The organism is Streptomyces sp. CA189 (genome assembly GCF_056428985.1).
The window spans coordinates 1-13,722 of sequence record NZ_JBWJVM010000005.1 but is presented as its reverse complement, the minus strand read 5'-3'; the positions used below and the strand labels follow the sequence as shown (position 1 = coordinate 13,722).

The 13,722-nt window shown below is 71.8% G+C and carries 7 protein-coding genes; 1 reads left to right on the top strand and 6 read right to left on the bottom strand.

What is annotated here, in order from left to right; all coding sequences use genetic code 11:
- Nucleotides 1-170: 170 nt before the first annotated feature.
- Nucleotides 171-3,065 carry a vitamin B12-dependent ribonucleotide reductase gene (locus AC061S_RS05990; protein ID WP_478684785.1) on the bottom strand — a complete coding sequence of 965 codons (2,895 nt, stop codon included), beginning with the start codon at nucleotides 3,063-3,065 and terminating at the stop codon, nucleotides 171-173.
- Between the two features lie 144 nt (nucleotides 3,066-3,209).
- Nucleotides 3,210-3,722, bottom strand: a complete 513-nt coding sequence (nrdR, locus tag AC061S_RS05985) for a transcriptional regulator NrdR (protein WP_478684784.1) — start codon at nucleotides 3,720-3,722, stop codon at nucleotides 3,210-3,212.
- Nucleotides 3,723-4,199: 477 nt separating this feature from the next.
- Here nrdR and lexA point away from each other — a divergent pair, with 477 nt between their 5' ends.
- Nucleotides 4,200-4,991, top strand: coding sequence for a transcriptional repressor LexA (lexA, locus tag AC061S_RS05980; protein ID WP_478684783.1), 792 nt, complete (start codon nucleotides 4,200-4,202; stop codon nucleotides 4,989-4,991).
- A 153-nt stretch (nucleotides 4,992-5,144) separates the two neighbouring features.
- Here lexA and AC061S_RS05975 read toward each other — a convergent pair whose 3' ends face one another.
- The 4 genes from AC061S_RS05975 to AC061S_RS05960 form a co-directional block, all read right to left on the bottom strand.
- The gene (locus AC061S_RS05975; RefSeq protein WP_478684782.1) at nucleotides 5,145-7,115 is read right to left on the bottom strand and encodes an ATP-dependent DNA helicase; all 1,971 of its coding nucleotides are present in this window, start codon (nucleotides 7,113-7,115) and stop codon (nucleotides 5,145-5,147) included.
- Between the two features lie 52 nt (nucleotides 7,116-7,167).
- The gene (locus AC061S_RS05970; protein ID WP_478684781.1) at nucleotides 7,168-9,057 is read right to left on the bottom strand and encodes an IucA/IucC family protein; all 1,890 of its coding nucleotides are present in this window, start codon (nucleotides 9,055-9,057) and stop codon (nucleotides 7,168-7,170) included.
- Between the two features lie 134 nt (nucleotides 9,058-9,191).
- Nucleotides 9,192-9,863 carry a GNAT family N-acetyltransferase gene (locus tag AC061S_RS05965; RefSeq protein WP_478684780.1) on the bottom strand — a complete coding sequence of 224 codons (672 nt, stop codon included), beginning with the start codon at nucleotides 9,861-9,863 and terminating at the stop codon, nucleotides 9,192-9,194.
- 32 nt (nucleotides 9,864-9,895) lie between these two features.
- Nucleotides 9,896-11,773: an IucA/IucC family protein gene (locus AC061S_RS05960; RefSeq protein WP_478684779.1), complete on the bottom strand. Its 1,878-nt coding sequence runs from the start codon at nucleotides 11,771-11,773 to the stop codon at nucleotides 9,896-9,898.
- Nucleotides 11,774-13,722: the final 1,949 nt, after the last annotated feature.

Genomic DNA, 13,722 nt, shown 5'->3' with positions numbered 1-13,722 from the left:
CCTTTTTAGCACATGAGCTAATTAGCTAAATACATCATCACCCCGGCACGGCCACGTCGGCACCGGGCGGAGGGCACGCCGAAGGGGACCGGCCGATGGCCGGTCCCCTTCGTGAGCTGCTGGTCAGCCGTCCGCGCGGGCGCGTCCCGCGCCGACGGCTACCCCCGGTGTCAGCTGCAGCCGCTGGTGGAGCCGCAGCCCTCGCAGATGTAGCAGGAGCCGGCGCGCTGCATCTTCGTGCCGCAGGAGAAGCAGAGCGGGGCGTCGGCGGAGACGCCGAGCTGCATCTCGACCAGTTCGGCGCTGGAGTGCGCCGTCTTGGGGGCCGGGACCGGGACGACCGCGACCGGCTTGACGGCCGGGACGGTCTGGACCGCGGCGAGCGGGGCCGCCTGGGTCAGGGATTCCGTGTCGAGCTCCTCGTCGAGGGGCTCGTAGGAACCGGTGTCCAGGTGGCGCTGGCGCTCCTCGGCGGAGTGGATGCCGAGGGCCGAGCGGGTCTCGAAGGGCAGGAAGTCGAGCGCCACGCGGCGGAAGATGTAGTCGACGATCGACTGCGCCATCCGCACGTCCGGGTCGTCCGTCATGCCGGCCGGCTCGAAGCGCATGTTCGTGAACTTCGCGACGTACGTCTCCAGCGGGACGCCGTACTGCAGACCGACCGAGACGGCGATCGAGAAGGCGTCCATCATGCCCGCGAGGGTCGAGCCCTGCTTCGACATCTTCAGGAAGACCTCGCCGAGACCGTCGTCCGGGTAGGAGTTCGCGGTCATGTAACCCTCGGCGCCACCGACCGTGAAGGAGGTGGTGATCCCCGGGCGGCCCTTCGGGAGGCGCTTGCGGACCGGGCGGTACTCGATGACCTTCTCGACGGCCGTCCGGATGGTGTCCTCCGCCTTGGCGGTGACCTCCTCCTTCTCCTCTTCCTTCTTCTTCGCGGAGAGGGGCTGGCCGACCTTGCAGTTGTCGCGGTAGATCGCGAGCGCCTTGACGCCCAGCTTCCACGCCTCGAAGTAGATCTCCTCGATCTCCTCGACGGTCGCCGTCTCCGGCATGTTGACCGTCTTCGAGATCGCGCCGGAGATCCAGGGCTGGATCGCGGCCATCATGCGCACGTGGCCCATCGCGGAGATGGAACGCTCGCCCATCGCGCAGTCGAAGACCGAGTAGTGCTCCTGCTTCAGGCCCGGGGCGTCGACGACCACGCCGTGCTCGGCGATGTGGGCGACGATCGCCTCGATCTGCTCTTCCTGGTAGCCCATGCGGCGCAGGGCCTGCGGAACGGTGCCGTTGACGATCTGCATCGAGCCGCCGCCGACGAGCTTCTTGAACTTGACCAGGGCCAGGTCCGGCTCGACACCGGTGGTGTCACAGGACATCGCGAGACCGATGGTGCCGGTCGGCGCGAGGACGGAGGCCTGCGAGTTGCGGAAGCCGTTCTTCTCGCCCAGGCGGATCACGTCCTGCCAGGCCTCGGTGGCCGCGGCCCAGATGATGCTGTCCAGGTCCTCGGTGCGCGGCGCGACGGCGTTGGCGTCGGCGTGCTGCTTCATGACGCGCTTGTGCGACTCGGCGTTGCGGGCGTAGCCGTCGTACGGGCCGACGATCGCGGCCAGCTCGGCGGAGCGCTTGTACGCGGTACCGGTCATCAGCGAGGTGATCGACGCGGCGAGGGTGCGGCCGCCGTCGGAGTCGTACGCGTGGCCGGTGGCCATCAGCAGGGCGCCGAGGTTGGCGTAGCCGATGCCCAGCTGGCGGAAGGCGCGGGTGTTCTCGCCGATCTTCTGCGTCGGGAAGTCCGCGAAGCAGATGGAGATGTCCATCGCGGTGATGACCAGCTCGACGACCTTGGAGAAGCGCTCGGCGTCGAAGGACTGGTTGCCCTTGCCGTCGTCGTCGAGGAACTTCATCAGGTTCAGCGAGGCGAGGTTGCAGGACGTGTTGTCCAGGTGCATGTACTCGCTGCACGGGTTGGACGCGGTGATGCGGCCGGACTCGGGGCAGGTGTGCCAGTTGTTGATCACACCGTCGTACTGGATGCCCGGGTCGGCGCAGGCCCACGCGGCCTCGGCGAGCTTGCGGAAGAGCGACTTGGCGTCGACCGTCTCGATGACCTCGCCGGTCATGCGGGCGCGCAGGCCGAACTCGGTGCCGTTCTCGACGGCCGTCATGAACTCGTCGTTCACGCGGACCGAGTTGTTGGCGTTCTGGTACTGGACGGACGTGATGTCGTCGCCGCCCAGGTCCATGTCGAAGCCCGCGTCGCGCAGGGCGCGGATCTTCTCCTCTTCCTTCACCTTGGTCGCGATGAAGTCCTCGACGTCCGGGTGGTCCACGTCCAGGACGACCATCTTGGCCGCGCGGCGGGTGGCGCCGCCCGACTTGATCGTTCCGGCGGACGCGTCGGCGCCGCGCATGAAGGAGACCGGGCCGGAGGCGTTGCCGCCGGAGGAGAGGAGCTCCTTGGAGGAGCGGATGCGGGAGAGGTTCAGGCCGGCGCCGGAGCCGCCCTTGAAGATCATGCCCTCTTCCTTGTACCAGTCGAGGATCGACTCCATGGAGTCGTCGACGGCCAGGATGAAGCAGGCGGAGACCTGCTGCGGCTGGGGCGTGCCGACGTTGAACCACACCGGCGAGTTGAAGCTGAAGATCTGGTGCAGGAGCGCGTAGGTCAGCTCGTGCTCGAAGATCTCCGCGTCGGCGGGCGACGTGAAGTAGTCGAAGTCCTCGCCGGCCTTCGTGTACGTCTTCACGATCCGGTCGATGAGCTGCTTCAGACCGGTCTCGCGCTGCGGGCTGCCGACCGCGCCGCGGAAGTACTTGCTGGTGACGATGTTGACCGCGTTCACCGACCAGAAGTCGGGGAACTCGACGCCGTACTGCTCGAAGTTGACCGAGCCGTCGCGCCAGTTGGTCATGACGACGTCGCGGCGCGCCCAGGTCACCTCGTCGTACGGGTGCACGCCCGGGGTGGTGTGGATGCGCTCGATACGCAGGCCGCTCTTGGCAGTCTTGGTGCCCTTGGCGCGGGAACCTCGTGCCGAGCTGCTCGCCGTCTCTGTCATGCCGTTCCTCCCAATGCGGGCAAAACGCCCTAAAGTGCCAGCGCTATTCCGCGGCACGGTGCTGTGTGTCTTGTATCTACGTCTTCTTCGCCAGACCCACCGGCCGTTCCACGACGCACGTACGGCGTGGAACGGGCCGTCCGGTCAGTCGGCGGTGGAGGCGGGCACGGGGACCGGAGCGGTCCCACGGGGCTCGCACTCTTCGGGGTGAGGCCGCGGCACGCGGAGTTCCGCGATGGCGGTCTCGAAGTCTTCGAGTGTGTCGAACGCCTTGTAAACGGACGCGAACCGGAGGTACGCGACCAGATCGAGCTCCTGCAACGGGCCGAGTATGGCCAGACCCACGTCGTGGGTGGTCAGCTCGGCGCTCCCGGTGGCGCGCAGCGCCTCCTCGACCCGCTGGCCGAGTTTGGCGAGGGCGTCCTCGGTGACCGGCCGCCCCTGGCACGCCTTGCGCACGCCGGAGATGACCTTGGTACGGCTGAAGGGTTCGGTCACCCCGCTGCGCTTGATCACCATCAGCGAGGCCGTCTCCACCGTCGTGAAGCGACGGGAGCAGTCGGGGCACTGGCGGCGCCGGCGGATCGACGTGCCGTCGTCGGTGGTGCGACTGTCGACGACACGGCTGTCGGGGTGCCTGCAGAAGGGGCAGTGCATGGTTCCCTCACCCTCCTCTTGGCACGACTGAATCACCTCGCGAGACCCCTGAACGGCAGAGTCGAAGCTCTGTCGGAGGCTCTCGAAGCAGCCACAAGCATATGCGATGTCGGGGGCCCCGGCAGACCGAGGACCACAACTTCTGGGTGGCAGCGCTCATCCAACCACTAGATCTTGGGTTGTGGTGGATTCGCACCGCTCCGCGTGTCGCGGCGTCCGATGGCCGGATGACAGGCCTCGCGGTGCCACACTGGGCGCAGACCCGGAAGGTGGCGACCCGACCCGGAAGGGTACCGTAAGCAGTGGCTCCGCAGCCGAACCCCCGTTCGGTCGGGATGGCCCGCCGACGGTCTATACACCTCACGAAGTGACCACGGTGGGTGATCTCCGATTTTTCACTCGAACGTGTGTTTGGCGCAACCTTTCGAAAGCAACTACCGTTGTCCAGCTAGGGAGAACATTTCGAGAGGGGCCGACGTGACCACCACCGCAGACAGTGCCACCATCACTGCCCAGAACCGCTCCCAGAGCCGACTCGAGCCGGTGCATGCCATGAATGACGCAAGTCAGAACCCGGAGGCGGAGCCCGTACGCCCCGCACGCTCGCTGCCAGGGCGACCTCCAGGCATCCGCGCCGACAGCTCCGGGCTCACGGACCGGCAGCGGAGGGTCATCGAGGTCATTCGCGACTCGGTGCAGCGGCGCGGATACCCGCCGTCGATGCGGGAGATCGGCCAGGCGGTCGGCCTGTCCAGCACCTCCTCGGTCGCGCACCAGCTGATGGCCCTGGAGCGCAAGGGCTTCCTGCGCCGCGACCCCCATCGCCCCCGGGCGTACGAGGTGCGCGGCTCCGACCAGCCCAGCTCGCAGCCCACGGACACCACGGGCAAGCCCGCGGCCTCGTACGTGCCCCTGGTCGGCCGGATCGCGGCCGGCGGCCCGATCCTCGCGGAGGAGTCGGTGGAGGACGTGTTCCCCCTCCCCCGCCAGCTCGTCGGCGACGGAGAGCTGTTCTGCCTCAAGGTCGTCGGCGACTCGATGATCGAGGCCGCCATCTGTGACGGCGACTGGGTCACGGTCCGTCGCCAGCCGGTCGCGGAGAACGGCGACATCGTCGCCGCCATGCTGGACGGCGAGGCCACGGTCAAGCGTTTCAAGCGCGAGGACGGCCATGTCTGGCTGCTCCCGCACAACGCCGCCTACCAGCCGATCCCCGGTGACGAGGCCACCATCCTCGGCAAGGTCGTGGCGGTACTGCGCCGGGTCTGACGCCCCGCGCCCCCATCCAGCCCTGGGACCTACTGCGCCGGTCCCAGGGCTGCTTCGTGCCCCTTTTTGCGGCTAAACCGCCGCCGCTCTCGCGGATGTGGTTGCTCGCCGATTGGGTTGCTCAATTGATGGTGCCGCTCGTGCTACCGAGAGCTATTTTTCCTCGGCATTCGCGGCTGCGTCGATCGCGGCGAGCGAGCGGCGGGCCTGGTTGCGGTCCGTGGTGTACCAGAAGTCCGGCAGCGTGGCCCGCAGGAAGCTCCCGTACCGGGCCGTGGCCAGCCGGGGGTCCAGAACCGCTACGACGCCCTTGTCCCCGGTGGCCCGTACGAGCCGGCCCGCGCCCTGGGCCATGAGCAGCGCCGCGTGCGTCGCCGCGACGGACATGAAGCCGTTCCCGCCGCGCTCCTCGACCGATTTCTGCCGGGCGCTCATCAGCGGGTCGTCGGGGCGCGGGAACGGGATCCTGTCCATGACCACCAGCTGGCAGCTGGGCCCCGGCACGTCCACGCCCTGCCACAGCGACAGGGTCCCGAACAGGCAGGTCTTCGGGTCGGCGGCGAAGGCCTTGATCAGCTCGCCGAGCGTCTCCTCGCCTTGGAGCAGGATCGGATTGTCGAGCCGGCCGCGCAGCTCCTCGGCGGCGGCCTTCGCCCCGCGCATGGAGGAGAACAGTCCGAGGGTGCGGCCTCCCGCCGCCTCGATCAGTTCGGCGAGCTCGTCCATCATGTCGCCGCGGGTGCCCTCGCGGCCGGGGGTGGCCAGGTGCTTGGCGACGTAGAGGATGCCCTGCTTGGGGTAGTCGAAGGGCGAGCCGACGTCCAGGCCCTTCCACTGCGGCACGTCCTCGCCCTCGACGCCCTCCGGGGACAGGCCCATCGACGCCGCGACCCCGTTGAAGTCGCCGCCGAGCTTGAGGGTCGCGGAGGTCAGGACCACCGAGCGGTCCGCGAACAGCTTCTCGCGCAGCAGGCCGGACACCGAGAGCGGAGCCACCCGGAGGGTGGCGCCGAAGCGGTCGTGGCGTTCGTACCAGACCACGTCGTACTCGGAGCCGGCCGTGATCCGCTCCGCCACCCCGTGCACGCTCTCCACCGCGGCGAGCGCCTGCTTGCGGACGGCGTCCTCGTCGTGGACGGACTTGTCGCGGGTGTTGCCGATCGCCGAGATCACGGTGCGCGAGGCGTCCCGCAGGGCCATCAGCGCGTAGCCGAGGTCCTCGGGGATCTCCTCCAGCCGGCCGGGGAGGGCCAGCTCCATGACCCGCTCGAAGGTCTCGGAGGCGGTCTGCAGGGAGTCGGCGGTCTTCTCGTCGACCAGCTTCGCCGCACGCTTCACGGCGCGGTTGACCTGGCCCGGGGTGAGCTCGCCCGTGGCGACCCCGGTCACCCGGGACACCAGCTCGTGGGCCTCGTCGACGATCAGCACCTCGTGCTGCGGGAGCACCGGGGCGCCCTCGATCGCGTCGATGGCGAGGAGTGCGTGGTTGGTGACGACCACGTCCGCGAGCTTGGCCCGCTCACGGGCGGCCTCCGCGAAGCACTCCGCGCCGTACGCGCACTTCGTCGCGCCCAGGCATTCGCGGGAGGAGACGGAGATCTGCGCCCAGGCCTTGTCGGAGACGCCGGGGGTGAGGTCGTCGCGGTCGCCCGTCTCGGTCTCGTCCGCCCAGTCGCGCAGCCGCAGCAGGTCCTGCCCCAGCTTGCTGGTCGGGGTGGCCGCCTCGAACTGGTCGAAGAGGCCCTCCTCCTCGTCCTGCGGGACGCCCTCGTGCAGACGGTGCAGGCACAGGTAGTTGGACCGGCCCTTGAGCATGGCGAACTGCGGCCGGCGGCGGAGCTGCGGATGCAGCGCCTCCACCGTCCGGGGCAGGTCGCGCTCGACGAGCTGGCGCTGGAGGGCCAGCGTCGCCGTGGCCACGACCACGCGCTCGCCGTGTGCGAGGGCCGGCACCAGGTAGCCCAGGGACTTGCCGGTGCCGGTACCGGCCTGGATGAGGCGGTGGGAGTTGTCGTCGATCGCTTCGGCGACGGCTTCGGCCATGGCCACCTGGCCGGGGCGCTCCGTGCCGCCGACGGCGGAGACGGCGGCGTGCAGCAGGTCGGGGAGGGAGGGCTTCGTCATAGCAGTGCCAACCCTACGGGGCTCCGCCGACAGTGACCGCACCGGCGAGCGGTCATGACCGGTGGAGGGGGTTGGGCACGGTGCCGTACCGCACGGCGTGCGGGCGGTCGGGCCGGTCGCGGTAGCCGTCCTCGTAGAGGCGGTTCCGGTTGAGGCAGAGCCTGCCGATGCGTTCACCGAGGAGGTCGAAGAGCGCGTAGCGCTCCTTGAGCTCCGGGAAGCGGGCCTGGTGGCGCAGGATCTCCGCCCGCACGAGGGACCAGAACGTGTCCTCCGGGACCCCGAGCCGGTCCTCGCAGAGGGCGGAGAGGTAGCGGAAGACGCCGACGAAGAGCCCGGAGTGGATGAACTGGGGCAGGAAGTCCGCGGGCTCGGCGGGCAGGACCGCCCGGACCTCGTCGGGCACGCCCGCCAGCTCGGGCAGCGGTTCGGCGCAGATGTTGACGTCGTCCACGAAGTCCTTGACCGCGAGCCGGACCGGGACGTCGTGCTCGTCGAAGATCACGATGACGTTCTCGCCGTGCGGGGAGAAGACGGTGCCGTAGCGGTAGAGGAAGCGGAGCAGCGGGGGCAGCAGGGCGGCGAAGAGCCGCTGGAGCCAGACCGTGGGGGTCAGGCCGGAACGGGCGACGAGCTCGGCGGTGAAGGACCGGCCGCGGGGGTCCGTGTGCAGGAGGGAGGAGAGCGTACGGGCCCGCTCGCCGGGGGCGAGGTGGCCGGTCAGCGGCTGGCGCCAGATCGCGCCGAGGAGCTCCTTGTACTGGTACGGGACCTCGGGTAGCGCGTCGTAGACGGGGTGGCGGACCGTGACGGAGGCGACCTCGCCGAGCAGGATCACTCCGCATTCCTCGCGGAGGAAGGGGTCGCCGTCGCGCAGGGAGTGGATCCAGGCGGTGACGGCGGGCGCCGCGAGGGCCAGGTCCGAAGGCAGGCCGCGCCAGACCATGGTGTTGAAGACGGAGAGCGGCAGCTTGACGCTGTGGCGGTCGGGGCGGGTGAGGTTGAGGAAGGTGCGGATCGACTGCTGGGGGAGGCGGAGGTCGGGGTCGGCGGGGAGCGGGACCAGGGTGCCGGCGGCGAGGGCCGGGGCGAAGAGGGGCAGGAGGACCTCGTCCCACTGCCAGGGGTGGACGGGAAGGTAGAGGTAGCCGAGCGGGTCGAGGCCGCGGTCGCGCAGGGTCCGGTCGAAGAGGGCGCGGGTGGCGGGATCGAGCTCGGCGGAGTAGAGGCGGGCCGGGTCTTCCAGGCCGGCGGTGCCGCGGTAGTGCGCGAGGGAGGTGTGGGCGGCGAGCCAGGGCAGGCGCTGGCCGGTGCGGGCCTCGGGCGCCCAGGCGGCGGTGTCGGAGGCGGAGAGTCCGATCCGGCCCTTGTTGAGGACGAGCCAGGGGTGGCCTGTCTGGTGGCCTTCGAGGGCCGCGTAGTCGAGGTCGGCGAGGACGTCCGCGGTCAGCGCGGTGTGGTCGAGGCGGGCGTCGGCGGCGAGGGTGGCACTGAGCTCGCGGACCAGGTGGCCGAGGGTGGCGCCGTCGAGGCCGAGGAGGGTGCGCGCGCGGATGAGGAAGGCGTACGGGTCCCCGAAGGCGGTCGGCGTGCCGGAGGCGGTCGGCCTGCCGGAGGCGCCGGCGAACTGCGGGGTGAGGGTGATCGTCTCGGGTGTGACGTGCCAGCTGCCGTAGGAGCGGCGGCGGGCCCGGAAGCCGAGGCTGCTGCCGTCGTCGAGGGTCAGCGTCCAGGCGTCGCCGGAGGCGGCCGGGGCGGGGACCGGGCTGATGATCTCCTCGTACGCGAACTCGCCGAGCATCTTGGCGAGCAGGCGGCGGGCGGCGAAATCCCAGGTCGGACGGTTCAGTTCGGGCGGTGTGCACGGGTGCTGGGGCGACGGGGGCACCACGTCCGAGAAGTGGGGGCCCGGGGAGTCGGGGGCTGCGGAGAAATTCGGCACGGGACTCCTCGGGATCGGGAACTGTGCTGCGTGACGCGGAGTTTGCGAGGTGAGAGTGACGGGAAGTAACAGAGCGTGACGATTCGTACGGGAACTGCGGGGCTGCGGGAACTGCGGGGACAGCGGGGCGGGTCTCAGAGGAGATTGCGCAGCGCCCGCTCGCGGATCATCAGGGCGGCCCGTTTGCCCGGCAGTTCGATCTCGGCGGGGCAGCGGAAGCCGGAGTTCAGGAAGGCTGATACGGAGGGGGTGTTGCGGATGTCCGGTTCGGCGATGACGCGCATGCAGCGCGGGCGGTTGTCGAGCACCAGGTCGGCGACGGCGCGCAGGAGCGCGGTGCCCAGACCTCGGCCGCGGTTCGCACCGTCTCCGATGAGCACGTGGATACCCGTGTCGTGGGGGTGCGCCGGGTAGTGCGCGGAGAGCGGGTCCAGGTCGGCCCGGTAGATCTCCCAGTAGCTCATCGGCATGCCGTCGAGGAGGCCCAGACACGGGATGCTGCGGCTGTCCCCGTCCACCTGTGCCCACACGTGGGCGGCGGTGACGGCGGCGGGGCCGGCGAGTTCCCAATAGGCGTCCACCTGCGGGTCGTTCATCCAGCCGGAGAGCAGTTCCAGGTCTCGGTCGAGCCGTACGGGTTCGAGGCGGAAGACGCCGGACCCCGTCGTGACGCCGCCCCAGGCCGCCGGGGATTCGAGGAGATCGGCTTCGGCGAGCTGGGGCAGCGACTCGGGGCTCAGACGCGGCGCGACGGTGAGCAGCACATCGGTGAGGAGCACGCCGGTGTGGAAGTCGGTGGAGGGCATCGGTGGCTCTGCTCCGTTTCGGTGCTGACGCGTCAATCGTGGAGGGGGTTGGCGATGGTGACGTAGACGGACTGGGTGTCAACGGGCCCGACGAGCTCGTCCAGGCCTCCGAGGCGGGTGAGTAGATTCGCCTTGCAGCGCAGGGTGGGCGAGTCGAGCAGCCTCTCGGGGAGCGGGCCGAGGCCCTTGGCCTTGCCGAGGAACCGGCGGAAGGCGGCCAGCAGGATGCGCTCGTCGGCGAGCCGCTGGGACCCGAAGGCCCCGATGAGACCGAGCACGTTGTTGATGCCGAGGTAGTAGGCGAAGCGTTCGTCGGTGACGGCGTCGGAGACGAAGGTGTCGCTCGTGGCGCCGATTCCGGGGAGCCGGCGCTCCAGTTCCGCGCGGCGGGAGGCGCGGAAGTAGTAGCCCTGGTTGTCGCGGTAGCGGCCGCCGACCGGCCAGCCGGCCGGGTCGAGGAGGACCAGCGTGTTCTGCTGGTGCGCTTCGAGGGCGATGCCGGCGAGCGCGTCGAAGGCGAGGACCGGCAGGACGACGTGTTCGAGGTAGCGCAGGAACCACTCGGCGGCGACGGCGGAGGTCGTCCGCCCGGTGGTGGTGGCGAGCCGCGAGACGGTCTCGGCCAGCCGGGAGCTCATGGTGGTCCGCCCGGGCCACGGGCGGGGTGCGGTGAGTGCGGCGACACAGAGGGCGTCGTCGCCCGGCCGGAAGGGGTTGTGCCGGAGCAGGACGTCGAGTCCGGGGACGGGTGCGCCGTCCGGGGCGTCGGCGGCGACCCAGGCGGGATCGCGGACGATGTCGAAGCCGGGGTGGTCCGCCTGCCACCGTTCGGCGAGTCCGGTGCGGAGGAGCCGGTGCACCTCGATGCCCCGGTGGAGTTCCTTGCGGAGGTTCTCGCGGCGGGAGTTGGTGATGCGCAGGCCCAGGGAGAGCTTGAGCATCGCGGGGGCGCCGGGCTGGTGGACGGTGCGGATCGAGGAGGTCGGGTACCAGGGGGCGCCGTACGGGCCCAGGTCGTGCAGGAGTCCCGCGTCGCGGAGGGCGGCGGCCGCGGGGCGCTGGAGCAGGTCGCGGGCCTGCCAGGGGTGAAGGGGGAGGGGGGTGGCGCCGTCGGGCACCGGGAGCCCGGGCGCGAGGCGGCCCAGCAGCTGAGCGGCGGAGACCGGGCGGCCGCGTTCGGTCCAGGCGGAGTCGGTGGCGAGGGCGGCGGGTGCGACCGCCACCCAGTGCAGGGGGAAGGAGCCGTGGAGTTCGGGTGAGTAGCGGCGCACTTCGGCTTCGGAGAGTCCTTCGCGGCTCTTCGGGGTCGGGTGCAGCGGGTGGCCGAGGAGGAGGGACTGTTCGGCGGTGAGGAACCGGTCCGCGGCGACGGGGGCGGGTGGGGCCGGTCGTTGGCGGCGGTCGGTGATGAACTCGGCGGTCCGGCGCACCGAGTCGGCGACCCGGCCGACGAGGTCGGCGCTGCCGGGGGTGCCGGGGATGCCGTCTCCGGGGATGCCGTCGCTGTGGGCGCCCTGGCGGTGGGCACCGTCGCCTTCGCGGGAGATCAGCGCCGCGAGGGTGACGGCGTCCACGGCGGGGGCGTCGGCGGGGACGCCTTCGATACGGGCCGGGCCGAAGCGGTGCCAGCCGGCCGCGGACCAGTAGCGGACGGCGACGAGCAGGGCGGCGCCCGATGCGGGGAGGGGGATGCGCAGAACGGAACCGACGGGCTGTTCGAGTCCGGTCTCGCGGACCCAGCAGCGCAGCAGGTTCTCCACCGAGGCGGCCTCGGCGGCGACCCCGGGGTCGGGGTGGTCCAAGGGGTCGGCCGCTCCCGCGCGGGGTCGGACGGTGCCGTCCTTCTGCCGTGGCACCGAGGCGGGCGGCTGCGGCTCGGCCGCCGGCCAGGGCATGCCTGCGGCCGGCATGCCCGGGAGTGCACCGGCAGGACCGGTGAAGCCGTCTCCCGGCGGCGCGCACCGGTCCCCGGACGCCGAGGCGGACGCCACGGCCCGCTCCCCCGGCTCCGCTGCGCCGTGTCGCGGGGCCACCGCGTCCTGGGCGCGGTCGGGCGCGCCGGTGGACCCGGAACCCGAAGGGGCCCCCGGGGAAGGCCCGTCGGGCACGGCCCCGCCCTGTCCCCCTGAGACCAGCCCGTCCGAACGCCCCGGGCCGGGAGGCGCGGGGTCGACTGCCGAGCCGGCGCCGGACGCGGCGCCCCGAACCTCCACCGCGGGCACCCCGGCGGGGGCATCCGGGGAGCCCGCGGTCGGCACGCCCCCTGCCGGGCTTGCCGGACCGGCGTCGACCGCCGCGCCGGAAGCCGGCCACGACGCTGCGGGCGAAGGCGCGCTGCCCAGGGACTCGCTGCGAGCCGGTGTCCCGGGCCAGGCCACGGCACCGGCCGGCGGCGGCCACGCCGTGCGGGCGGGCGAAGACCCGGCGGACACACCCGGATCAGCGGCGGGCCGAGAAGGACCGTCCGCAGCAGCGAGCAGCGGCGGCCACGCCGTGGAGGCGGGGGACGGCCCGCCGGGCACAGCCGGATCGAAGGAGGGCTGGGGAGAACGTTCCGCTGGCGCGGGTGGCGGCTGCCAAGCGGGAGGGCCGGACGGAGGCTCACTGCCCTGGGCCGCGGGAGGAACGGGCGGCTCGGGTCGGGCCGTGACACCGGAAGGCGACGGGCCCGGCCTGCCGTCCGAGGAGACGGAGGGCGTCGGCCCCTCAGGCGCGGCCGTCACCACCGAGGCGGCGCTGAGGGGAGACGGCCCGTCCGGGGCCCCGTGCACGGCCGGGGCCGGGCTCGGGCCGGGAGCCGTGGGCTCGGTGCCGAGAGGTTTCCCCAGCCGGGGCGGCAGAGGCCCGGCGGAGGCCGTCGGGGACGGCGAGGGGCGGCCGTCCGGGGGCGGCGTCAGCCCGGTGCGGAGGGGCAGGGCCGAAGGCGGTGTCGGCGCGGCGTTGAAGGCCGGGGGCGACGGCTGCGTCGGCGCAGTGCCGAAGGCCGGGGGCGAGAGCTGCGTCGGCCCGGCCGGACTGACGGGCGGGGACACCGGAGCGCTCCCCGCAACGGGCCGGGCCCCGAGGCCGGGGGCCTGCGGCGGCTGCGGGAGCCCTGCGGAGAGGGTCGGAAGCAGCGAGGACCCGTGCCCGGCCGCAGCCTCAGAACCCGGGGCCGCCGGGGCTGCCCCCACGGTGGGCGGGACGCCGGGGCGAAGGTCTGAAGCCGTTGAGGGGAGACCGCCCGCGTCCGCGGCCGGCAGTGGCGCGGAGCCGACGGGGAGCGGCGTAGAGGACGCGTGGCCGTAGCCGAGAGGTGCCGGCGTCACCGGCCCGGCGGCGGGCATGGACATCGCCTGCGGCGACGCAGCCGCAGGAAGGGGGGACCGTGGCCGATCGGCGGCCACCGAAGAGGGCTGTACCGAAGCGGCCGGCGGGAGCGGCGAACCCAGCCCGTCAGCGGACGCCGACAGCGGCAGGGCGGGCGCAGGCGAAGAGCCCGGCGACAACAGCGGACCAGCGAGCACCGGAGGCAGAGGACCGGACGCAGCCGGAGCAAGCGGCAGCCCCAGCGGATCCACAGGCCCCGAGAAGGGCACCCCCGAAACACCCGGAGGAAGCAGCGAACCTGACACAGACAGCGACGAGGCAGGGGCAGGGGCAGAGTCCGGCAACGACAACCGATCAGCCAGCACCGGCGACGAAGGAACGGACGCAGCCGATGCAAGCGGCGAACCCAGCCCGCCGGCGGACGCCGACAGCGGCAGGGCGCGGGCACGCGAAGGGTCAGGAGACGGCAGTGGATCGGCAGGCATGGGCATCGGCATCAGCCTCGGCAGCGCGGACTCGGCCGGAGCGAGCGGAGGCCGTAGCGGAGTGG

Excerpts from the sequence above, each read along its gene's own strand:
- AC061S_RS05965 (WP_478684780.1), bottom strand. The coding sequence starts at position 9,863 with ATGCCCTCCACCGACTTCCACACCGGCGTGCTCCTCACCGATGTGCTG.
- AC061S_RS05975 (WP_478684782.1), bottom strand. The coding sequence starts at position 7,115 with ATGACGAAGCCCTCCCTCCCCGACCTGCTGCACGCCGCCGTCTCCGCC.
- AC061S_RS05960 (WP_478684779.1), bottom strand. The coding sequence starts at position 11,773 with ATGCCGGCCGCAGGCATGCCCTGGCCGGCGGCCGAGCCGCAGCCGCCC.
- AC061S_RS05990 (WP_478684785.1), bottom strand. The coding sequence starts at position 3,065 with ATGACAGAGACGGCGAGCAGCTCGGCACGAGGTTCCCGCGCCAAGGGC.
- nrdR (WP_478684784.1), bottom strand. The coding sequence starts at position 3,722 with ATGCACTGCCCCTTCTGCAGGCACCCCGACAGCCGTGTCGTCGACAGT.